At 71.5% G+C, this 21830-nt stretch carries 22 protein-coding genes; 6 read left to right on the forward strand and 16 right to left on the reverse strand.

The window, feature by feature from the left end; genetic code table 11:
• Nucleotides 1-20: 20 nt before the first annotated feature.
• From MKL01_RS11595 to MKL01_RS11630, 8 genes are all read right to left on the reverse strand, one after another.
• The gene (locus MKL01_RS11595; protein WP_243905358.1) at nt 21-725 is read right to left on the reverse strand and encodes an ABC transporter ATP-binding protein; all 705 of its coding nucleotides are present in this window, start codon (nt 723-725) and stop codon (nt 21-23) included.
• Complete coding sequence (locus MKL01_RS11600; RefSeq protein ID WP_243905359.1) at nt 718-1479, reverse strand: ABC transporter ATP-binding protein; 762 nt, start codon at nt 1477-1479, stop codon at nt 718-720. The genes MKL01_RS11595 and MKL01_RS11600 overlap by 8 nt, the downstream gene beginning before the upstream one ends.
• Nucleotides 1476-2495, reverse strand: coding sequence for a branched-chain amino acid ABC transporter permease (locus MKL01_RS11605; RefSeq protein ID WP_243905360.1), 1020 nt, complete (start codon nt 2493-2495; stop codon nt 1476-1478). The genes MKL01_RS11600 and MKL01_RS11605 overlap by 4 nt, the downstream gene beginning before the upstream one ends.
• Before the next feature lie 9 nt (nt 2496-2504).
• Nucleotides 2505-3395 (reverse strand): branched-chain amino acid ABC transporter permease, encoded by an 891-nt coding sequence (locus MKL01_RS11610; protein ID WP_243905361.1) that lies wholly within the window; start codon nt 3393-3395, stop codon nt 2505-2507.
• Nucleotides 3396-3415: 20 nt separating this feature from the next.
• On the reverse strand, nt 3416-4651 hold the full coding sequence (locus tag MKL01_RS11615; protein WP_243905362.1) for an ABC transporter substrate-binding protein: 1236 nt from the start codon (nt 4649-4651) through the stop codon (nt 3416-3418).
• Nucleotides 4652-4713: 62 nt separating this feature from the next.
• Nucleotides 4714-7080, reverse strand: coding sequence for a xanthine dehydrogenase family protein molybdopterin-binding subunit (locus MKL01_RS11620; protein ID WP_243905363.1), 2367 nt, complete (start codon nt 7078-7080; stop codon nt 4714-4716).
• A complete protein-coding gene (locus tag MKL01_RS11625; protein ID WP_243905364.1) occupies nt 7077-7580 on the reverse strand; it encodes a (2Fe-2S)-binding protein in 504 nt (167 codons plus the stop codon). The genes MKL01_RS11620 and MKL01_RS11625 overlap by 4 nt, the downstream gene beginning before the upstream one ends.
• Nucleotides 7577-8455, reverse strand: a complete 879-nt coding sequence (locus tag MKL01_RS11630; RefSeq protein ID WP_243905365.1) for an FAD binding domain-containing protein — start codon at nt 8453-8455, stop codon at nt 7577-7579. The genes MKL01_RS11625 and MKL01_RS11630 overlap by 4 nt, the downstream gene beginning before the upstream one ends.
• Nucleotides 8456-8568: 113 nt before the next feature.
• Here MKL01_RS11630 and MKL01_RS11635 point away from each other — a divergent pair, with 113 nt between their 5' ends.
• A complete protein-coding gene (locus tag MKL01_RS11635; RefSeq protein WP_243905366.1) occupies nt 8569-9255 on the forward strand; it encodes a TetR/AcrR family transcriptional regulator in 687 nt (228 codons plus the stop codon).
• Between the two features lie 255 nt (nt 9256-9510).
• Here the strand turns inward: MKL01_RS11635 and MKL01_RS11640 are convergent, their stop codons facing one another.
• From MKL01_RS11640 to MKL01_RS11650, 3 genes are all read right to left on the reverse strand, one after another.
• Nucleotides 9511-9963 (reverse strand): DoxX family protein, encoded by a 453-nt coding sequence (locus tag MKL01_RS11640; RefSeq protein ID WP_243905367.1) that lies wholly within the window; start codon nt 9961-9963, stop codon nt 9511-9513.
• A gap of 63 nt (nt 9964-10026) precedes the next feature.
• A complete protein-coding gene (locus MKL01_RS11645; protein ID WP_243905368.1) occupies nt 10027-10491 on the reverse strand; it encodes a tetratricopeptide repeat protein in 465 nt (154 codons plus the stop codon).
• A gap of 29 nt (nt 10492-10520) precedes the next feature.
• On the reverse strand, nt 10521-11489 hold the full coding sequence (locus MKL01_RS11650; RefSeq protein ID WP_243905369.1) for an MBL fold metallo-hydrolase: 969 nt from the start codon (nt 11487-11489) through the stop codon (nt 10521-10523).
• Nucleotides 11490-11774: 285 nt separating this feature from the next.
• Here MKL01_RS11650 and MKL01_RS11655 point away from each other — a divergent pair, with 285 nt between their 5' ends.
• Both MKL01_RS11655 and MKL01_RS11660 read left to right on the forward strand, forming a co-directional pair.
• Nucleotides 11775-12581, forward strand: a complete 807-nt coding sequence (locus MKL01_RS11655) for a sigma-70 family RNA polymerase sigma factor (protein ID WP_243905370.1) — start codon at nt 11775-11777, stop codon at nt 12579-12581.
• Nucleotides 12578-13363 (forward strand): anti-sigma factor family protein, encoded by a 786-nt coding sequence (locus MKL01_RS11660; RefSeq protein ID WP_243905371.1) that lies wholly within the window; start codon nt 12578-12580, stop codon nt 13361-13363. The genes MKL01_RS11655 and MKL01_RS11660 overlap by 4 nt, the downstream gene beginning before the upstream one ends.
• A gap of 153 nt (nt 13364-13516) precedes the next feature.
• On the opposite strand, the gene MKL01_RS35975 is transcribed toward MKL01_RS11660, so the two are convergent.
• Complete coding sequence (locus MKL01_RS35975) at nt 13517-15385, reverse strand: mechanosensitive ion channel domain-containing protein (protein ID WP_243905372.1); 1869 nt, start codon at nt 15383-15385, stop codon at nt 13517-13519.
• Nucleotides 15386-15743: 358 nt separating this feature from the next.
• On the opposite strand from MKL01_RS35975, the gene MKL01_RS11670 reads away from it, so the two are divergent.
• A complete protein-coding gene (locus MKL01_RS11670) occupies nt 15744-16823 on the forward strand; it encodes a molybdopterin-dependent oxidoreductase (protein WP_243905373.1) in 1080 nt (359 codons plus the stop codon).
• Nucleotides 16824-16826: 3 nt separating this feature from the next.
• Here MKL01_RS11670 and MKL01_RS11675 read toward each other — a convergent pair whose 3' ends face one another.
• Together MKL01_RS11675 and MKL01_RS11680 are read right to left on the reverse strand one after the other, a co-directional pair.
• Nucleotides 16827-17462: a glutathione S-transferase family protein gene (locus tag MKL01_RS11675; RefSeq protein WP_243905374.1), complete on the reverse strand. Its 636-nt coding sequence runs from the start codon at nt 17460-17462 to the stop codon at nt 16827-16829.
• A gap of 41 nt (nt 17463-17503) precedes the next feature.
• A complete protein-coding gene (locus tag MKL01_RS11680; protein WP_243905375.1) occupies nt 17504-17713 on the reverse strand; it encodes a hypothetical protein in 210 nt (69 codons plus the stop codon).
• A 305-nt stretch (nt 17714-18018) separates the two neighbouring features.
• Here MKL01_RS11680 and MKL01_RS11685 point away from each other — a divergent pair, with 305 nt between their 5' ends.
• Entirely contained in the window at nt 18019-19506 is a 1488-nt protein-coding gene (locus MKL01_RS11685) for a carotenoid oxygenase family protein (protein WP_243905376.1), read from the forward strand.
• A gap of 28 nt (nt 19507-19534) precedes the next feature.
• On the opposite strand, the gene MKL01_RS11690 is transcribed toward MKL01_RS11685, so the two are convergent.
• Entirely contained in the window at nt 19535-20170 is a 636-nt protein-coding gene (locus MKL01_RS11690) for a class I SAM-dependent methyltransferase (protein WP_243905377.1), read from the reverse strand.
• 306 nt (nt 20171-20476) lie between these two features.
• Here MKL01_RS11690 and MKL01_RS11695 point away from each other — a divergent pair, with 306 nt between their 5' ends.
• Entirely contained in the window at nt 20477-20839 is a 363-nt protein-coding gene (locus MKL01_RS11695) for a transposase (protein WP_243905378.1), read from the forward strand.
• A 16-nt stretch (nt 20840-20855) separates the two neighbouring features.
• On the opposite strand, the gene MKL01_RS11700 is transcribed toward MKL01_RS11695, so the two are convergent.
• The gene (locus MKL01_RS11700) at nt 20856-21818 is read right to left on the reverse strand and encodes an acetamidase/formamidase family protein (protein WP_243905379.1); all 963 of its coding nucleotides are present in this window, start codon (nt 21816-21818) and stop codon (nt 20856-20858) included.
• Between the last annotated feature and the right edge of the window lie 12 nt (nt 21819-21830).

Consider the following 21830-nt stretch of genomic DNA (forward strand, 5'->3'; position numbering starts at 1 on the left):
AAGGCGCACCGGCCAGGCACTCAGACCGCGCAGTAGCGGTCCTGGATCTCGCTGTCGGCCCGCAGCGTCGCGGCCGAGCTTTCGTGGACGACCGCACCCTGGTCGATGATCACGGCGCGGTCGGCGAGGTTGAGGGCCCACTCGACGTTCTGCTCCACGAGGAGGAGCGTGACGCCGCGTGCCCGCAGGGCGACGAACAGGCGCCCCATCTCCTCGACGAGGACCGGCATGATGCCCTCCGAGGGCTCGTCGAGCAGGATCAGCTTGGGCCGCGCGATCAGGGCGCGGGCGATGGCGAGCATCTGCTGCTCGCCCCCCGACATCGTGACGGCGACCTGGTCGAGGCGCTCGGCGAGGCGGGGAAAGGTCTCGGCGATCTCGGCGATGGCCGGCCCCTCGCGGATCTCGGCCGGCGCGCGCAGCAAGCCGAGCTTCAGGTTCTCGCGCACGGTCAGGCCGGGCACGATCCGCCGGTCCTCCGGCACGTAGGCGAGCCCCAGGGGGAAGCGCGCATGGGCCGGGCGTCCGAGCAGGTCCTGACCGAGGAAACGGACCCGGCCGCCGACCTTGGGGATCAGGCCCATCACGGCCTTCATGGTGGTGGTCTTGCCGGCGCCGTTGCGGCCGATCAGGGCCAGGATCTCCCCCTCGCGCACCGCGAAGGTGAGGCCATGCAGGACGTGGCTCGCCCCGTACCACGCCTGGAGGCCGTCGAGCTCAAGCATGGCCGTACCCGCCGCTCTGGCCGAGATAGACCCGGCGGACCTCACGGTCGGCCTGGATCTCGGCCGGGCTGCCGTCGGCGATGAGGCGCCCATGGTGCAGGACGAGGATCCGTTCCGACAGGCCGAGGATCATCTTCATCTTGTGCTCGACCAGGAGGACGGCGCGCTCGGCCGACAGGCGGCGGAGCAGGGCCACCATGTCCTTCGTCTCCTCGGGCCCCATCCCGGCGGTGGGCTCGTCGAGGAGCAGAAGCGTCGGATCGGCGGCGAGCGCGATGGCGATCTCCAGGGCCCGCTGCTCCCCGTGTGCGAGGGCGGCGGCAGGCCGATCCCGGCGGCCGGCGAGGCCGACGGATTCGAGGAGCGTGTCGGCCCGCTCCGCGAGCCCGGCGAGCCGGTCGCGGCGGCTCCAGAAATCGTACCGGCTCACGCGCGCCTGCAGGGCCGTGCGGATGTTCTCGCGGGCGGTGAGCCGAGGGAAGACCGTGGTGATCTGGTAGGAGCGGGCGATGCCCAGATGCGCGAAGCGGGCCTGGGGCACGCGCCGCAGGTCCCGGCCGCCGAACAGGAGCGTCCCGCTCGTGGGCTTCAGGGCCCCGGAAAGCAGGTTGAAGAAGGTGCTCTTGCCCGCGCCGTTGGGACCGATGACCGCCGTGATGCGCTCGCGCCCGAGCGTCGCGCTGATCCCTTCGAGTGCGGTGAAGGCGCCGAAGCGGCGTCCGAGGTTCTCGACCTGGAGGACGGGTCCGGTCACGGGCGGCCCCGCATCGCATCGAGCCGGGCCAGAGCGGTGCCCCAGAGGCCCCGGGGCAGGAACAGCACGAACAGGATGAAGACGGTGCCGAGCGCCAGCTGCCAGTGCGGCGTCCAAAGGCTCAGGGTGTCCTCGAGCACGAGGACCGCCAGGGCGCCCACGAACGGTCCGAAGAAGGTCCCGGCGCCGCCGACCAGGGTCATCACCACGGCCATGCCCGAGGTGTGGTAGGCGAGGCTGTCCAGCGGCACGATCGACAGGTGGATCGCCGAGAGCGCGCCGGCGAGGCCGCAGAACAAGCCGGAGAGGACGAAGGCGAGCAGCTTGGTGCGCTCCACGTCGAAGCCGCAGGCCCGGGCCCGGGTCTCGTTCTCGCGGATCGCCTCGATCACCGCCCCGAAGGGGGAGGCGAGGATCCGCGAGATCATCGCCAGCGCCGCGCCGACGACGGCCAGCACCACGAGGTACTTGGTCAGCGGGTTCAGGATGTCGAAGGCGACCGGGCCGAGGCCGATCCGGGCGACCGTGAAGCCGCGCAGGCCGTTCTCGCCCCCCGTCCAGGCCGACGCCTGGAGCGCCGCGTAGTAGACGAGCTGCGCCAGCGCCAGCGTCACCATCGCGAAGTAGATGCCCCGCGACCGGATCGAGACCGCGCCGATGGCGAGCGCCAGCGCTCCGGCCGCCGCGACCGCGAGCCCCATCGCGGCCAGCGGGTGCAGGCCGTAGGCGCCGATCGCGATGCCGGTGACGTAGGCGCCGGTCCCGAAGAAGGCCGCATGGCCGAACGAGAGCAGGCCGGTGTAGCCGTAGAGCAGGTTGTAGCCGACGGCGTAGAGCCCGTAGATCAGGACGTTGACCGCGAGCGCCTGCGACGGGAGCAGGACGGGCAGCGCCAGGAGCGCGAGGATCGAGAGCGGCGCGCGCCATCGCGACAGGGCGCCGCCCGCCAGGGGCGAGCGGCGCGAGACCGCCGGCGCCGGGGGACCGATGACCGTCGGGTCGAGGGGCTGCGTCATCGCTCTCCCTCAGGCACCGAGGCCGGGCTTGCCGAACAGCCCCTGGGGCCGCACGAGCAGCACCAGGGCCATGAAGGCGAACATGGCGATGCTCGCCATCTCGGGGGCGATCAGAGCGGTCATCGAGACCACGACGCCGACGAGCAGCCCCGCCACGACGGAGCCCATCAGCGAGCCCATCCCGCCGATCACCGTGACGGCGAAGGCCTCGCCGAGGACGACATTGCCCATCTCCGGGTTGACCGAGCGCATCGGCGCGGCGAGGACGCCGCCGAGGGCCGCGAGCGCGATGCCGAGGCCGAAGACCCAGAGCCACAGCCGCTCGATATCGACGCCGAGCACCCGCAGGATCTCCGGGTCGCGGGCGCCGGCCCGGACGATCAGCCCGAGCTTCGTCCGCTCCAGCCCGATCCACAAGGCGACGAGGACCAGGGCGACGACGCCGATCACGAAGATCCGGTAGATCGGGAAGAAGCCGACCCCGAGGTCGGCCACGCCGGAGAGCGCCTCCGGCGTGGCGAAGGGCAGGCCGTCCGAGCCGAACAGGATGCGCACGCCCTCGACGAGCACGTAGCCGAGGCCGAAGGTTAGGAGCAGCGCGTCGTCCGGCGGGCGGCCGGCCAGCGGCCGGATCAGGAACCGCTCGATGAGCAGGCCCAGCGCCCCGACGAGGAGCGGCCCGAGGAGCAGGGCCGCCCAGAAGCTGCCGGTCCACTCCATCACGAACACGCCCGCATAGGCGCCGACCATGAAGATGTTGCCATGGGCGAAGTTCACGATGCCGAGCAGGCCGAAGATGATCGACAGGCCGAGCGCCAGCATCACGAACACCGCACCCAGCGCCACGCCCGAGAAGAGCTGCATGGCGATCAGTTCGAGGTCGAGGGATCCCCAATCCATGGCCGTCTCCCGCGCCCCGGTCAGGCGCGGTGCCCGAGTTCGTCGCAGCTCCGCAGGGCCGCCTCCGAGCCCGGCTCGATCTCCAGGATCTTGAACAGGTCCGCCTCGTTGGCCATCTCAGACTTCTTCTTGGATTCGGTGACGAGGACCGACTGGACGGCCTGATGGTCGCAGGCCCGGTAATGCTCCGGACCCTTGGCGACGTCGTACGTCAGGGTCTCCAGTGCCGCGATCACCTTGTCGGTGTCGGTGTCGCCGGCCGCCTTCACGGCCATCAGCAGCGAGCGGATGGCGGCATAGCCGTAGGCGCCGTAATCGGTGGGGACCGCACCCGCATAGGCGGCCCGGAACGCGTCGTTGAAGGCCTTCGCCGAGGGGACGGTGTCCTCCAGGCGCCAGTAATAGTTGCTGGCGCCGACGACGCCCTCGAACGCGTCGGGGCCGGCGGCGAGGCGCTGGTTGTGCAGGAGCACCGGAACGACGATCCGGGCGACCTTCTTCAGCCCGAAATCGTTGGCCTGCTTGATGCTGTTCGCCTGGTCGCGGCCGAAGTTGCAGATGCACAGGATGTCGGGCCGCATCGAGCGCAGGCGCGGCATGAAGGTCGAGTAATCCGCCGCGCCGAACGGGTGCAGGATCTCGCCGGCCGTCTCCGCGCCGATGGCGGCGGCGGCGCGCTTGAAGCCCCGCAGCATCTCGTGGCCGTAGGCGTAGTCGGCGACGAGATACGCCACCTTCGTGCCCTTGCCGAACGCGTGCTTGGCCACCGCCGCGGTGGTCATGTGCGGGTTCAGGGCCTCGTGGAAGGTCGTGCGGCTGAAGTCCTTGGCCTCGTTGATCGTGTCCGACTGGCTGATCGACACGTAGAGCACCTTGCGGGAGCGGGTGATCTCGTTGACCGACAGCTGCACCGCGCTCGACAGGGCGCCGACGATGAAATGGGCCCTGTCCTTCTCGATCAGCTCCAGGGTGCGCGTGGCGGCCTCGCCGGGGTTGAGCTTGTCGTCGCGGACCAGCAGCTCGGCCATCCGCCCGTCCAGGCCGCCGGCCTCGTTGAACTGCCTGACGGCCAGCTCGGCGGAGCGGATCTGGTCCTTGGCCTCGGCGCCGAACGGGCCGGTGACCGGCGTCGGGAAGCCGATGCGGATCGTCTCGGCGGCGCGGGCCGGGCGCGGCCGGCCGATCCCCGCGAGCGTGCCCGTGGCGGCCATGCCGGCGACGAGCGTCCGGCGCGAGAGCGTATCCTGACCCATCATCCGTTCCTCCTGTGCGCGCGGGCTCTTGCAGGCCGGCCCGCGTCGCGAAACCCAGAGAACCCTCACACCACGCCGAGCGCCCTCAGGATGCGCTCGGGCGTCATCGGCAGCTGCGAGACCGCGGCGCCGAGGGGAAGCAGGGCGTCGTTGACGGCGTTCAGCGCCGCGGCGCTGGAGGCGGCGGTGCCGGCCTCGCCGCAGCCCTTGGCGCCCAGTTCGGTGTCCTGCGTCGGCGTCTCGACGTGGCGGATGACGATGTCGGGCATCTCGCAGGCCATGGGCACGAGGTAGTCGGTCATCGACCCGTTCAGGAGCTGGCCGGTCTCGCCGTAGCGGCATTCCTCGAAGAAGGCGGCGCCGAGGCCCTGCACGACGCCGCCCCGGATCTGCTCGTCCACGAGGAGCGGGTTGATGATCCGGCCGCAATCCTCGACGACCCAATGCTTCAGGATGCGCACGAGTCCGGTCTCCGGATCGACCTCCACGAGGCTGCCATGGATGCCGTTGGTGAAGGCGAAGGGGTAGCCGCGCGGGGCGAAGTGGTGCGCCACCGTGAGCGCGGGCGACACGTCCGGCGGCAGCAGGTCGGAGCGGTAATAGGCGAGGTTGGCGACCTCGGTCAGCGTCATGCGGGGGCTGCCGTCCGCGTCGGTCACCGCGCCGTCGCGGATGTCGAGGGCGCTCGCTTCCGCCTGGAGGATGGCGGCGGCGATCTCCAGGATCCGCGCCCTCAGCTTGCGCGCGGCCTGGAGGGCGGTCTCGCCGCCGATCCCGGCCCCGCGGCAGGCCCAGGTCGCGCCGCCCGAGGGCGTCGTCTCGGTATCGCCGGTCAGCACCCGGACGCGGTCGCGGTCGAGCCCCACGCCCTCGGCGACGATCTGGCCGACGATCGCCTCGCTGCCCTGGCCCTGCTCGGTGATGCTGATGGCGCAGGCCACGTCGCCCGCGGGCGTCAGCTTGAGGACGCAGCCGTCCTGCGCCGAGATGTGGGCGCCCCCGACCCCGTAGAAGGCCGGCGTCGGGTTGGTGATCTCCACATAGGTGGCGATGCCGATGCCCCGGTGGATGCCCGTCTCCCGCAGGGCGGCCTGCTCGGCGCGCAGCGCCGGGTAGTCCATGAGGGCGTGGAGCCTGTCGAGGCAGGTGGCGAGGGAGAGCCTCTCGAACGTGTACCCGCTCGGCGTCCTGTGCGGGTACATGGTGTCGGTGACGTAGTTGCGCCGGCGGATCTCGAACGGGTCCAGGCCGAGCTCCCGCGCCGCCAGATCGACCAGCCGCTCCGTCACCGCGCAGGCGATCGGGTGGCCGACCGCCCGGTACTGGCTCATCTGCACCTTGTTCTGGGCGACGACGGTGAGGTCGGCCCGGTAGTCGCTGAGCCGGTAGGGCGCCCCGATCAGGCGCACCACCTGGTTGCCCTCCACGGCGCTGGTGCGCGGATAGGCCGAGAACGGGCCGACGCCGGTCACGTCGTCCACCTCGATCGCCCGCATCCGCCCATCCTCCGCGAAGGCGAGCCGGGCGCGCACCCGGTGGTCGCGGGCGTGGATGTCGCTGGCGAAGGCCTCCATCCGGTCGGCGGTGAACTTCACCGGCCGCTTGAGCAGCAGGCTCGCCCCCACCACCGCCATGTCCTCGTGGTAGAGATGCAGCTTCATCCCGAAGGAGCCGCCGACATCCGGGGCGATCACCCGGACCCGGGCCTCCGAGAGCCCGAAATGCCGGGCGTAGATGTCCTGGAACTGGTAGGGCGTCTGGGTCGACTGGTGGACCGTCAGCCGCTCCTCCGCCGGATCGTAATCGGCGACGAGCGCCCGGGGCTCCATGGTCACGGCGGTGTGCCGGCCGAAGCGCAGGTCGACCGCGACGCTGCGCGCCTCGGCGAAGGCCTCCGCCGTCGAGCCCGCCTCGATCCGGGTGCGGAACAGGACGTTGTCGGGGGCGTCCGCGTCGATCCGGGGCGCGTCGGCCGCCCGCGCGGCGTCGAGGTCGACGACGGGCTCCAGCTCCTCGAAGTCGATGCCGATGACCTCCAGGGCGTCCTCGGCCTCCGCGCGGCTCTCGGCGACGACCATCACCACCGGCTGGCCGGCCCAGACGACCCGGTCGGTCGGGAGGGGCCTCTGCGGGGCCGAGCGGAGCCCCTTGAAGTGGCTGAGCGTCCCGGTCCAGGGCGCGCAGATCCGCGCGAAGTCGGCGCCGGTCAGCACCGCATGCACGCCCGGCATCGCGGCCGCCTCGGCCGTCTCGATCGCCCCGAGACGGGCATGGGCGTAGGGGCTGCGCAGGAAGGCGGCGTGGAGCATGCGGGGCAGCACCACGTCGTCGGTGTAGCGCCCCCGTCCCGCGAGCAGCCGCTTGGCACCGGGCCGCGGAAGGCCCCGGCCGATATAGCGGCCCCGGCCCGGGCTGTCGGTGGCCGCGCTCACGCCGCCGCCTCGGCGGCGCACGCGGCCTCCGCGACGCCCTGGATGGCGTCGACGATCGCCTCGTAGCCGGTGCAGCGGCAGTAATTGCCCGACAGGGCGTCGCGGATCGCCCCCCGCGACGGGACGGCACCGCCGGCGCGGCAGTCCTTCAGGAAGGCGAGGGCGACGACCAGGATCCCCGGCGTGCAGAAGCCGCATTGCAGGGCATTGCGGGCGTGGAAGGCCGCCTGCAGCGCGGCGATGGCCCCCGAATCCGAGAGGCCCTCGACGGTCTCCACGTGCATCCCGTCCGCCTGCACCGCGAGCATCAGGCAGGCATGGACCGGTCGGCCGTCGAGATTGACGATGCAGGCCCCGCAGGCGCCGATCTCGCAGCCGAGATGCACAGCGGTGAGCCCGAGATCCTGGCGCAGGAAATCGGCGAGCGATAGGCGCGGCTCCACGAAGCGCCGGACCTTGGCGCCGTTGACCGTGAGGGCGACCGGTTGCGGCGCGATCATGCGGCCTCCGCCGTCAGACGGCCGTCCCCGAGGCCGGACAGGACCCGGCCGAGGAGGACCCCGGCCAGGTGCTTCCGCGCCGCGGCCGAGAGCGTGTCGTCGTCGTCCGGGTCGAGGTCCCCGGCCAGGGCCGCCTTCGCCGCCGCGATGCTCTCCGGTTCCAGGGGCCGGCCGGCCAGGGCCGCCTCGGCCGCAGGCGCCCGCACGGGGGTCGGGCCGACGGAGCAGAAGGCGAGGCGTGCCGTCTCGACGGCGTCGCCCGCGAGGACGAGGTGCGCCGCGAGCCCGACCATCGCGTAGTCGCCCCGCCGCCGGGCGATCTCGTCGAAGCGCATCCGCGTGTTCGGGCGGCCGAGCGGCACGCGCACCGCCGACAGGATCTCGCCCGGCGCGATCGCGGTCTCGAACAGGTCCCGGAAGAACGCGTCCGCGGCCACACTCCGGATGCCGGCCGGCCCGGTGATCTCGATGTATGCCCCGAGCGCCCGCATGCAGGCCGGCAGTTCGGAGGCGGGATCCGCCAGGGCGAGGCTGCCGCCCATCGTCCCGAGGTTGCGGATCGCCGGATGCGCCATGTAGGCCGCCGCCTCGGTCAGCATCGGCGCGTGGGTGGCGATCAGGTCGGAGGCCAGGGTCTCGGCGTGACGGGTCAGGGCGCCGATCCGCAGCGCGCCGCCCTCGACGGCGATTCCCCGCAGGGCGTCGATCCGGCCGATGTCGATGAGCAGGTCCGGTGCGTCGAGGCGCAGGTTCAGCGCCGGCAGGAGGCTCTGGCCGCCGGCGAGGTAGCGCGCCTCGCCCGGGCAGCCGGCATAGGCGTCGAGCGCCTCCGCCACGCTGGCGACGCGGCGGTAATCGAAGGCCCGCGCCTTCATGTGCGTCCCTCCCAGGCCGCCGATTTCGGGGTCGCTCGTTGTTGACCGCTTGGTTACAAGCTATCGAGAGGCGAACCGCGCCGTCAAGCGAAATAACCAACCGGTCACGAAGCATGGCTGAGATCGCCGCCTGCCCCGGGCATCCCGCGTCGACCAAGCCCCGGCGCCGCCTGCCTGCGGCCGAGCGCGAGCAGCAGATCGTGGAGGCCGCCGCGCAGTTCTTCGCCGAACACGGTCTCGGCGGACAGACGCGGGAACTCGCCCGGGAACTGGGCATCACGCATTCGGCGATCTTCCGGTACTTCCCCAGCAAGGACGCCCTGCTCGACCGCGTCTACGAGCACGTCTACGTCAAGCGCTGGAATCCCGCCTGGACCGGACTGGTCCGCGACCGGTCTCAACCGCTGAGTTCCCGGATCATCCGATTCTACACGGAGTACACCGAGCAGATCTTCGATTTCGTGTGGGTCAGGATCTTCGTCTTCTCAGGCCTGAAGGGCTACGACATCGCCCCCCGTTACCTCGCGACCATCCGCGAGCGGGTCATCCACCCGATCTGCGCGGAGGTCCGGGCCGATCTCGGTCTTCCGGACCCGGATACGATCCCGCTGACGGAACGGGAGATCGAGGCCGCCTGGGCGATGCACGGGAAGGTTTTCTATCTGGCGATCCGCAAATTCGTCTACGGATGGCCGATCCCGCAAAATCTGTCTCAGACGATCTCCGATGATGTCACATCCTTCCTGGAGGGATCGCGTTTCATCTTCCGGGACAGCGTGAGATCTGCCGGGCATTCATGATCGTGCGTCGGTCTTGATTTTGATTTGAGCGATAAAACAAGTGTCATGTACTCAGAATTGATGCGCATCTCTGCCGGTGAATTTGATTTCCTCCTGCCGCCAGATTGATGGGCCGCGCCTGTCGGGATCGGCGGCTCTTAAAATATTGTCGGTTTGAATTGGATCACGCGCTCGACGCTCTGAGCGCGCATCCCCTCCCCGCAAGGGGGAGGAGAGCGCGTTGCGCGTCGGGATCCAAATCAGGAAGAGAACGCTCTACGAAGCGCCCCCCGGCGGCGTCTCCGCGGCCGCCGTCCGCAGCGATCTGACGAGGCCGTCGACAGAGAACCGGCCGGCGCCGACGACCATGAGGGCGCACAGGCCGCCGGCGATCGCGAGATCCTTCTCGAAGTGCAGGACCTCGTTCCGCGCGGCGAAGTTGGTATGGAACAGGACGGCGGTGGCAAGGCAGAAGAGGCAGAGCGACAGCGCGGCCGCGCGCGTCTGCCAGCCTGTCGCGACCGCGAGCCCCGCGCCGAGCTGGAGCAGGATGGTCGCGGTTGCCAGCGAGGCCGGCACGCCGAGCTTGCCCATGGCCGTGAAGGCGGCATCGACGTTCGCCGCCAGGACGAACCCCTCGTGGAGGAAGATCCAGGCGAGCAGAAGCCGTGCGAGCAGGAGGAGGCCGTCGGCCACGGGGGCGGGGACGGCGCGAAACGCGTGGATCATGGCGACCTCCCGGTCGATGAGGGCCGGGCCCGGGACCGGTGACGGTGACGGGCCCAGCGGGGATCAGCCGCCGACCTTCGCGGCGATCGCTTTCTCGAGGTCCGCGCGCTCCTCGCAGCCGCCGGGACAGAGCTTCCCGAGTGCGGCAAGCTGGTCCCTCGCTTTGGCCATGTCGCCCATCTCGACGTACAATTCGCCGAGATACTCGCGTGCGGCCCTGAAGTCCGGCCTCAGGTCGAGGGCTTTCGTGTAGTAGGTCAGCGACGTCTTGAGATCGCCGGTCTTGCGCAGGGTGAAGCCGAGCAGGTTGTAGACCTCCGCCTGCTGGTTGTCCTCGGCCAGGTCGCGCAGCTCGGTCAGAGCCGCCTCGTAGTTCTTGGCGGCGATCTTCGCGCGCACGGAGGTGAGGTCGACCGATCCGCTCGCCGAGTCGTCATCGACCGCGAAGGCCGGACGCGACGCGGTGAGCAGGGTCGCCGTGAGGCCGGCCGCCAACGCGACGGCACGCAGGGAGGTTCTGTAAGTCATGGTCTGGCTTCCTTGTGTATCGGGCGGGTTCAGGCTTCCACGGGGGTGAAGGCGTAGGCGTTGCCGTCCCTGACGAAGGTGCCGAAGCCGGGGAACGGGAAGTGCGAGCCGCAGATCGACACCTTGTCGGCGATGATGCGGTCGACGAGCATGCGGCGGGTGCCGACAGCCATCGGCCCGTCCTGGTCGTAGGCGCCCTGCCAATCGGGATGGGGCGCGAGCAGGGCGGGCACGTACATCGTGTCGGCCGAGATCATCAGCTGGTCCGCGCCGGAGGACACCAGCAGCGCGGAGTGGCCGGGCGTGTGGCCCGGGGCGAACACGAGCCGGACGCCGGGCGCGACCTCGGAGCCGTCCTCCACCAGACGCCAGTTCTTCCAGGTCGGGAACACGTCCGCGATCCGCTTGCCCGCGCCGCGCCGACCCTCCGGCAGCTTCCCGAGCCGCTCCGGATCGGTCCACCACCGGTACTCCGTGCTGCTGACGACCAGTTCGGCGTTCGGAAAGGTCGGCGCGTTCGTGCCCTTCTGCATCAGCCCCCAGACGTGGTCGGGGTGGAAGTGCGAGACGAGAACGGTGTCGATCTTGGTGTGGTCGATGCCCGCCGCCGCCATGTTGCCGGGCAGGTGCGTGGCGTTGGCCTGCCACTGCCCGACGCCGGAGCCCGCGTCGCACAGGACGTAGCGATCGCCGAGCTTGAGCACGAAGACGGTCAGCGGGATCGGCATGAAGTCCGAGGCCAGGCCCGCCTTCTCCAGCGCCGCCTTGGTCTGGTCGACCGTCACGTCCCGGATGAAGGCCGGATCGTGCGGCTTTCGCCAGATGCCGTCGTAGACGGCCGTGACCTCGACCGAGCCGACCTTGAATCGGTGGAAGCCCACGGTCGGCTCAACCGGCGTGGCGCGGGCGTCGGGAATGAAGCGCAGGGGCCGGTTCAGGCCGAACGCCGCCGCCGCGCCCAGGGCCGCGCACGCGGCCCGGCGAGATAAAGTCACCATCGGTACCCTCTCCTATGTGAATGTCGGATCTCAAGGGGTGAGGGCAGGCGCGCTTCGCCGGGCATTCGGTCCGAAGAAGAGGCTCGTCTCCGGTGTGCAGCCAGGCAATGCCGCTCCTCACTACTGGGAGAGACTGCGAGCGGCGGCGATTTATTCGCTGGGTCCTGTCGTTTCGATCGTGGTTACGGAAGCGACGCGGGCGGAGAATAAATCGCGGCTGCGGACTGTCTCGCACGGAGAGGCCTGCACCGAGCCGCGTGACGGCACGAGAAGCGAGCGAGGGCGATGGCGAACGAACCGATGGGCGTGCCCGATCTGCACGGGGCGACGGCGGCTTACCGCGCGGGTCCGGCGATGCCGTTCGATTGGCTCGCGGGATGCTGGGACGCGCGCGCCGACGCGCTCGACCATGCCTGGGCGTGGATCGTCGCGCCTCGCGGCCGCCGGCCGGTGTCGCGGGTCCTCGCGTTCGCCGTGCAGTTGATCAAAGCGGCCTCGGTCGCCCACGACGAGGCGCGCCCGGTTCTCGACGCCGAGGCCAGCGAGCGGTTTCGGCGGCTGGTGCTCCCGCAACTGGACGCGGCCTACAGCTTCGCCCGCTTCCTCAGTCGCGATGCCGACGCCGCTCACGATATCGTACAGGACGCCTTCCTGAAGGCCTGCCGGCATTTCGGCAGCTTCCGGGACGGCAACGTCAGGGCGTGGCTGTTCGCGATCGTGCGCAACTGCCATCACGACTGGCACGCGGCCCGGGCCCGGACCGCCCGCTACGTGGCCGATCCCGATGCCGCCGACGACGACGATTTCGAGGGTGGGTCGGCGCTCGACCGGGTCGTCTCCGAGGAGGACACCCCCGAGGCAGCTCTGATCCGCAAGACGGAGGCGGGGCGTGTGCGAGGCGTGCTCCTCGGGCTGCCGCGGGCCCTGCGCGAAGTCCTCGTGCTGCGCGAGCTCGAAAACCTCTCCTACCGGGAGATCGCAGCGGTGACGGCGCTGCCGATCGGAACGGTGATGTCGCGCCTGGCACGGGCGAGGGGCGCCTTCGCTGCAGCCTGGACCGAGGATTCCGGGATCGGGAGGGCTCGCCCGTGAGGACCCCCGGACCTGACGGCTGCGCGCCCTGGGCTGCGACGCTGCATGGCTTCATCGACGGCGAACTCGACGCGGCCAACACCCTCGCGTTCGAGGCCCATCTGGCCGCCTGCCCGCATTGCCGCGCCGAGGTCGAGCGGTTCACGTCCTCGCGGCGGACGATGGGACAGGAGGGCGTCGCGTGGCCGGTCCCGGAACACGTCCGCGCGCAGGTGGTGGAGGCCGTCGCGCAAATGAGCGCGCGGCCGAAGCGCGACCCGCGTCGGCAGACGACCCAGGTCCTCGGCTTCGTCCGGCGCTGGAGCTTCGTCCCTTCGGCCGCCGTCCTGGCCGCCGGCCTCTTCCTGGTGCTCGCGGTCCCGCATTCGAGCTCGTCGCTTCAGGACGAGATCGTGGCGAGCCACGTCCGGTCGTTGCTGGTGGATCACCTCACCGACGTGCAGACCTCGGACCGACACACGGTCAAGCCGTGGTTCAACGGCAAGGCCGACGTCTCGCCGCCCGTCATCGACCTCGCCGCGCAGGGCTTCCCCCTGATCGGCGGGCGGCTCGACTACATCGCCGGACGCCCGGTGCCGGTCGTCGTCTATCGGCGCCACGGGCACGTCATCAATGTCTTCGTGTGGCCCGCCCGCGAGACGGCCGCGCAAACCTACAGCGAGCGCGGGTACAACATGGTCTGGTGGACGTCGAACGGGTTCACGTTCTGCGCCGTCTCGGACGTGGCGGACGCCGATCTGCTGCAGCTGCGCCAGGATTTCCTGCAGGCGGAGGCGCAGTGAGGACGTCCGTGCCGGGTCGGATCGCCGCGCATCCCGCTTCGTCACGGGTCCGAGGGGCGTGCGGGGACGCGGCCACGGCTTCCGCTCATGGCCCCGATTGGTCCGGGCGCCGTGTTCCGCCGCGATGCTCCGAACGTGACCGTACCGGCGGCATCAGGCGACGGATGAGCCCGTGCCCAGGAGGATCCCCGACGTGGCCGCGTTCGACAGGATCCGGCGGAGCAACTCCGATCTGATCCTGGCTTGGCTGCCGGGCACGGTCCGGATCAGCACCGCAAACCGGACGGATGATTCCGACAGCGCGGTCGCACCCAGGAAGCGGGGTGGCGAGATCAGCAGGGCACTCAACGTCGCGTCGGCCTCGATCTCGGCGACGGCCGCCTCGATGACGCCTGCCGGGACCGCGTAGGGCACGCCGAGGGGCACGTAGACCGGTACCTCCAGGCCTGCCCAGTCGCGCGAGAAGTTCGTCACCGCCTTCAACTCGCCGAACGCGACCGTGTGCATGTGGCCGTTGTCGTCGCGCAGGCGGACGGAGCGCAGCGAGAAGGCCTCCACCTGGCCTTGCAGGCTGCCGCTCTCGATGGTTTCGCCGACCCGGAAGGCGTCGTCGAGCAGCAGGAAGAAGCCCGAGATGATGTCCCGGACGAGCGCCTGTGCCCCGAAGCCGATCGTCAGACCGACCACGCCGGCGCCCGCGAGGAGCGGACCGATCTGCAGGCCGAACGCGGAGGCGATGCTCAGGGCGGCGGTGATCGAAAGCGCGACGAACACGACCGTGCGCACGGCGGGCAGCACCGTGGCGAGGCGGTCCGCGTGCTGTTCGCCGCCCACATGGGCGAGGCCGCGGTCGATGATGCTGCGGGCGACCTGCCAAGCCAGGTCGGTTCCGAGGAGGATCAACAGCGCGGACACGATCGCGCTGGTCATCGTGAAGCCCAGCCCCTGATCGGCCCCCGGGAGACCCTCGACGAGGAGCAGCAGGGCCGCGATCAGCGCGACGTTGCGCGCGACCCGCGCGACGATGCGTTCCTCGCGCGTCAGCGTGCCGGCGCGGTTCGGTCCGAACGCCACCGTCCGTGCCGCGTCACCCAGGGCCAGCGACAGGGCGGGGGCGAGGCCCAGAACCAGGACCGCCCAGGCGGACCCGGGGAGGGCGGCCTGGGCCAGCAGCCATGAGGCGGCGGGAACGAGTCCGAGGGCGACGGCGACCGGACGGGGCGACCGCCGCCCCGTCCCGCGCAGGGAGGCGACGACGCTGCCGATCACGGCCGGGCACACCAGGGCGCAGAGGAGCAGCGTCAGGCTGGTGACGGAGTCGGCGATCGCCGCATCCGCGCCGCCCAGACGCAGCAGGGTCGTCCAGAGGAGCCCCGTCGCCGCGGTGAGAGCCAGGATCGTGACCCCATGCTGCGCCCGCCACGCCGCGTTCGTCGGGAGGGCGACGAGGCGCAGCCGCGGACCGCCCGGCGCGAACAGGAAGCGGCCGATCGCGCGGGCGCTGCGCACGGCGACGATGGCCAGAAGCGCATCGAGCGCCATGACGCCCGCCAGACCCCGAGGGGCCGCGACGAGGTAGGCGAGGCAGGCGCCGGCCGCGAAGCTGAGGACGAGGCTCTGGGCGAACAACAGGCGCTGGGCCTGCGCCACGACTCTCTGGCGTGCCGTGGCGAGGGGGCTGTCCACGATCCGCTGCATCCACGGTGCGGACCAGTGCCAGAACAGCCGCTCAGCGAGGTAGCCGCCGAGCCAGAGAAGGAGCAGCCGCGCGACCAGACCGACGGGCGAGGCGGCCTCGTCGGCCACGAGCGCCGTGGCGGCCTTCAGGGTCGCCGCGGGCACCTTCGCCGCGGCCGCCGCCAGGGCGTCCGCCCGGTCGCGGATCGCACTGAGGTGCTGGTCGACGTCGCGGCCGAGCGCGAGGCCGGCGAAGCCGAGCGTCGGGGTCTGCGCGCGGGGTGGGGTCGCGATCATCGACAGGACGGCGGCGAGCGCCAAGCCCGGGACGATCCGGGACCTCACCACCATCGGCTCGCAGGCATGAGGCGTGACCCGCACACGAGAGGAATGCGACGCCGTCGGCCGGGTCGTCACTCCCTCCTACACGACCCTGCGCGCCGCGCCACCGGACCCCTCCAGATCGTCACCTCCGGGCCGTCGGGATCGGCCGGCCGTGTCCAGGCGCCGCGCCGCGGCGTCGCGGAGGTGCCGCCCAGGTGCCGGGCGGCGGGCCGGGCGCGTTCGGCCATCCGTCGCGCCGAGCGGCGTCATCCGCTCCGTGACCGACCTGCGCGATGGCGGCTCCGAATTGTCCCGGCGCGGGTTGAGCGACTGCGCCCATGGCGCGTTTGCGCGGTGACCCCGCGGAGCCGGAGACCCGATGTCCAGCCTGTCCGAGCGCAAGGCGCGCCTGATCGTCCACGGCGACCGCCCCTACAACGCCGAGCCGCCCCTGGACCGGCTGCGCACAGCTTACCGGACCCCGGCGCCGGACTTCTACGTCCGCTCCCACGGCGACCTGCCGGCGCTCGATCGGGACACGTGGCGTCTCACCGTCGACGGCGACGTCGGCACCGCGATGGAACTCTCGCTGCGGGGCCTGCGCAGCCGTTTCCGGGAGGTCACGGTGACGGCGACGATGCAATGCGCCGGCAATCGGCGGGCCGACATGCGCGCGGTCGCCCCCGTCTCGGGCGACCCCTGGGACGGGGGCGCCATCGGCACGGCCGACTGGACGGGCGTCCGCCTCGGCGACGTCCTGCGCGAGGCCGGAGCCGGGGAGGGGGCGGACCGCCACGTCGCCTTCGAGAGCCACGACGGGGTGGCGGGTCATCCCTACGGGGTCTCCATCCCGCTCGCCAAGGCGCTGGCCCCTGAGACCCTCCTCGCCTACGCGATGAACGGCGAGGCCCTTCTTCCCGAGCACGGCTTCCCGGTCAGGGCGGTGGTGCCGGGCTTCGCCGGCGTGCGCAGTCCAAAATGGCTGCGGCGCATCACGGTGCAGGACCGTCCCTCGGACAATCCGATCCAGGCCGGCGACTACAAGCTGTACCCGTCCGACGTGACCCCTGAGACCGCCGACCCGGTCCGGGGCCACACCATCGACGCGATGCCGCTCAACGCCGCGATCTGCGAGCCCGCACGCGGCGCGTCCCTCAAGGCCGGAGCGAACCGTGTCCGGGGCTACGCGATCGCGGGCGACCGGGCCGTCGTCCGCGTCGATGTCTCCGGCGACGGCGGACGGAACTGGGCGCAGGCCGCGCTGGAGCACGAGCCCGATGCGCCGTTCGCCTGGACCTTCTGGACGGCCGGGCTCGACCTGCCGCCGGGGGAACACGAACTCGCCGTCCGGGCCTGGGACTCGGCCGGACAGACCCAGCCGGCGCTGCCCGACGACACCTGGAACCACAAGGGCTACCTCTGCGCCTGCTGGCACCGGGTGCGGGTGAGCGTCGTCTGACGCTCAGGTCCTGGGGACCTCCATGCCGCGCTGGACCGCCGGCCGCTCACCGACCCGTGCCAGCCACGCGTGCACGTTCGGGACGCTCCCCAGCGTGTCCCTGAGCGGCTCTTTCAGGAACGACGTGGCCGCGAGGGTCCAGGCGTAGCAGGCGATGTCGGCGATGGAGTAGTCCGCACCCGCGAGGTAGGGCCCTTCGCCGAGGCGCCGGTCCATGACGTGCAGCAGGCGGTCGGCCTCGTCGGTGAAGCGCTTGATGGCCAACGGGGCCTTCTCGTCGGAACGCACCGCGAAGAAGCCGAGCTGGCCCAGCATCGGGCCCAGACCGCCGATCTGCCAATGCAGCCACTCCATCGCCCGGTAGCGGTCGGGACCGGACGGCGCGAGGAAGCGTCCGGTCTTCTCGGCGAGGTAGGTGAGGATCGCGCCGCTCTCGAACACGGATTGCGGGCCGCCTTCGGCCGCATCATCGACGATGGCGGGGATCTTGTTGTTCGGCGAGACCTTCAGGAAGTCGGGCGCGAACTGCTCGTCCTTGCCGATGTTCACCGGCACCACCGTGTAGGGCAGGCCGCATTCCTCCAGCATGATCGGGATCTTGCGACCGTTCGGGGTCGACCATGTGTACAGCGTGATCATGGCGCGTTCCTCACCTGACTGCCCGGATCGGAGGACCGCCGCTATCGCAGGGTCGGCGACTCGCCGGGCTTCAGGTGGGGGTCTCCGCCCTCGGGGCCACCGAGGGAGACGTGATCGTTCAGGCGTCCCAGGTGTTCGAAGACGTGCTCGAACGCGTTCGTGACGGCCTGCTCGAAGGCGCCATCGCCCTTCCCCTGCGCGGCCTTGAGGGCGCTGAGCAGCGCGCGGTGCTTCTCGAGATCGCTCGACATGTCATCCTCCCGGCCGGCGTGAGCGCCGGCTCGGTAAGCCAATTTCCGTCGTCAGGCCCGGTTCCTCCGCAGACCGGCGACAGATCCATCCGGGACGGCGCGCGGCCATCGGGATTGATGCGCGCGGGGTCTCGCACCTAACATCCGGGCCGCCACGATGCGGGCCCGGGCCCCGCGCCACCATCGGACCTCCGCGTCGGGGCGCCGGGCGCGCCGGCCTCCGGGGCCGCCCTCGACGGCCGGGAACCGGGCGTTGCCGCCCCGAAGGGTCACCGGCCTGCCACGTCACCCGGGGAATGCTGCCGATGCCGAACCCAGTCCAGTCCGCCTTCCGCGCCGCCGCCGAGGGCGGCGTCGCCCTGGTGGCGGCCTGCAACCGGCTGCGCCTGCCCGGAACGCAAAACCCCTTCGTGGTCGGCGTTCACGAGCCGATGCGCGAGGAGCTGACGCTGCACGACCTGCCCGTGACCGGGACGATCCCGCCCGGGCTCGACGGCCTCTACCTCAAGATGGGAGCCAACCCCGTCCGCCCGGCGACGCGGGGCCACGACTGGTTCCTCGGCGACGGCATGGTGCACGGCCTCGCGATCGAGGGCGGGCGGGCGCTGTGGTACCGCAACCGCTGGATCGGGTCGCGCACGGCCGCGGCAGCGCTGGGCCGGCCCGCCGCGCCCGGACCGCGGCGGGGCGGCAACGACACCGTCAACACCAACGTCGTCGAGATCGGCGGCCGGATCTTCGCGGTGGTGGAGGCCGGCAGCTTCCCCGTCGAACTCTCGCGGACCCTCGAGGCGCAGCGCTACGACCCGTTCGACGGGACGCTTGCCGGGTCCTTCACCGGACACCCGCACCGCGATCCGCTGACCGGCGAGACCCACGCGATCGCCTACGACGGCCGCGTCTGGGACAGCGTCCGCCACGTCGTCGTCGCGCCGACCGGGCGGGTCGTGCGGGAGGTGCCGGTCGCGGTCGCGCACGGCCCCTGCATCCACGACTGCGCGATTACGGAACGCTTCGCGATCGTGCTGGACCTGCCCGTCACGTTCTCGTTCCGGGCGCTGCTCGCCGGCTACCGCTTCCCGTTCCGCTGGAACCCCGGCCACCGGGCCCGCGTGGGCCTCCTCCCCCGGACGGGCGACGGCGCCGACATCGCATGGTGCGCCGTCGAGCCCTGCTTCGTGTTCCACGCCGCCAACGCCTACGACGACGCGGACGGGCGGGTGATCCTCGACGTCGTCGCCTACGAGACGGTGTTCGCCTCGGCCGGGGGCGGCCTCGACGCGCCGGGCCGGCTCGAACGCTGGACGATCGACCCTTCGGCGAAGCGGGTCGAGCGGCGGCTGATCGACCCTGCGGCCCAGGAATTCCCCCGCATCGACGAGCGGCTCTTCGGGCAGCGTCACCGCTACGTCTACACGGTCAGCGTCCCCGCCGACGGCAACACGCAGCTTTCCGGTGCGACGCAGCTCTACAAGCACGACCTGGAGACGGGCGCCCGCCGCGTGCACGAATTCGGCGGCCGTCGCGTCCCGGGGGAGTTCGTGTTCGTGCCGGCGCGCCCCGGGGCCGGCGAGGACGAAGGCTGGCTCGTCGGTCTCGTCATCGACACCGCGCGCGACACCACGGACTTCACCGTCCTCGACGCGCGCGCGTTCGAGGCGCCCCCCGTCGCCAGCGTCCACCTCGGGCACCGGATCCCGCCGGGCTTCCACGGCAACTGGTTCCCGACACGCGACCGGGCCGGGACGGCCACCCGCGGCACCCGCGAGGAGCGCGCCGGCGCGGGGTCGTGAGGCACCCGCCGTCAGGACCGCCGGCGCCTCACGCCGCGGCGGTCCAGCCGATCACCGCCGTCATGGGGTCGCCGGAGCCGCCCTCGGGCCTCAGCACGCGTACGTCGATGCGGGCGAAGCCGGCGCGCTGCAGATACAGCCTGACGAGTTGCGCGTGTCCCGCCCCGTCGAGGGCGTTCCAGACGGCAACCGCCTTGGTCGGGAAGCAGCGGTTCGAGAAGCTGATCACCGCCGGGGCGCCGGGGCGCAGCACGCGGGCGATCTCGGACAGGACGGCGACCGGCCGTTGCAGATACTGCACCGAGACGCAGACCAGGGCGGCATCGGCGCAGGCCGTGTCGAGGGGCAGGTGCGGCTCGGCGTTGAGGTCCTGCACGAAATGCCGGGTGAGCCGGGGGTTGGCGGCGAGTTCCGCCGCATTCAGGCCGTGACCGATGACGTCGGCGTAGGCGATCTCGTCCGGCAGGTGGCTGACCCAACTCGACATCAGGTCGAGGACGACACCCCCCGCAGGGACGACCGTCCGATACAGGCCGGTCACGGCCGCGATCGCTGCGGCATCGATATGGGTGACGAAGCGGGGCTGCGCGTAGAACTGGGGATCGGGCGCACGATCGTGCTTCGTGAACGCTTCCGGCGGCAGGCCCGACAGTTCTTGGGTCATCGTCGCGCAGGCCTCCGGACCGAATGCGGCGCCGGCATCGACAGCCGGCGCATGAACCTTGGAGCCGGGACGAGGGTAGGGGGGATCGGGCGGACTCCCAGGGCCGGCGTCCAAGTTGCCGCATCCCCACGAGGGCGCGGACGACGGCCCGCGCCGGGCCGCGCGGCGCATCGGCTCCTTTCGCGGGACGCGCCCGCGCAGGGCACCCCGACGCCCGTGACGGGGCCCGGCGGGAAGCCGCCGGTCCGCTTCTTGCTCGCCCCCTGCAGAGGACTCAGTCGAGGCTATCGAACCGGGAGATCCTGCATGCGTCGATCCCTGCACACGGATGAGGAGATCGCGTTCCTGCTCACGGAAGCCGAACGCGGCATTCCGGTCGCCGAGATCTGCGCGAGCGCCCATGTCTCGCTCGGCACCTTCTATCGCTGGCGCCGGCGGCTCGGCGGCCTGGAGCCCGCGGGCGTCGTCCGCCTCAAGGACGTCGAGCGGGAGAATGCCGGCCTCCGGGCGGAGGTGCAGCGCCTCCGGGCCGCCCTGCTCGTGCAGCCGTTGCATCCGGAGCCGATGCGGACAGCCGCGACGGACCGCACGGCCCCGCACCAAGGGCCGCGCCATCGCGGGGCTCCGGCCTGTGTCGGCCGCTTCGCCTTCGGGCGAAGCGCCAACTGAACGCCCGCCCGCCCCCTCAGGCCGCCCGGGACGGATCCGTGTGGAGGGCGGCCTTGGGCAGGAGCATGTGCACGCCCTTGTTGCCGTCCACCGTCTGGGTGATCCGCAGGTTCCCGGCGAGGGAGCACAGCATGTAGGCCTGGTTGCGGGTGAGGCCGGTCCGGGCACAGACGAGGCGGACCATCTCGCGCACCGCCTGCCGCATCGCCTCGTCCAGGCTCTCGTGCAGGCCGATGCTCATCAGGTCGTCGGGGGTCTCGGCGAAGGGCCACGCGCCCGGGAGATCCTTGCGCACGGTCAGCCGGAAGGTGCCGGTCAGTCCGGTCTCCAGGGCGGTGATGCAGACCTCGCCGTCGCCCTGCACGCCGTGGCCGTCGCCCGCGTAGAAGCCGCCGCCGGGGTTGAACACCGGCAGGTAGAGGGTCGTGCCGACCCGCATCTCCTTGTTGTCCATGTTGCCCCCGAAGGCCCGGGGCACCGGCGTGCCGACGCGCCCCCAGGCGGCGGGCGGGGCGGTGCCCAGGATGCCGAAGAACGGGTCGAGGGGCAGCTCCGTGCCCCAGGGCAGCCGGCAGACGCCGCGGGCGGTATCGATGTCGGCGTGGATCGTCTCGTAGTCGGTGAACTCGTCCGGCAGGGTGCCGAGCAGCGGCAGGATCGCCACGAAGCCCCAGTCCAGGCGGAACTTCAGGTCGAGGATGTCGACCTGCAGCATGTCGCCGGGCTCCGCGCCCTCCACGTGGACCGGGCCGGTGACGAAGTGCGGGCCGGGGCCGCGCTCCAGCGTGTCGAGGGCCTGCAGCAGGTCGGCGGGCACCCGGGCCGGATCGGGGTGGAGCGACTCGCGCCCGCCCGCCGGATGCGAGTGCAGGGTGACGGTGTCGCCGGACGCGACGGTGAGCACCGGCGGCAGGGCGGCGTCGAAATAGCCGAGCACCATCGTGTCGGGGGTGGCGGGGATCTCGTGATGCGTGGGCACGGCGTCTCCTTG

This window comes from Methylobacterium sp. J-070, from assembly GCF_022829385.1.
GTDB lineage: Bacteria > Pseudomonadota > Alphaproteobacteria > Rhizobiales > Beijerinckiaceae > Methylobacterium.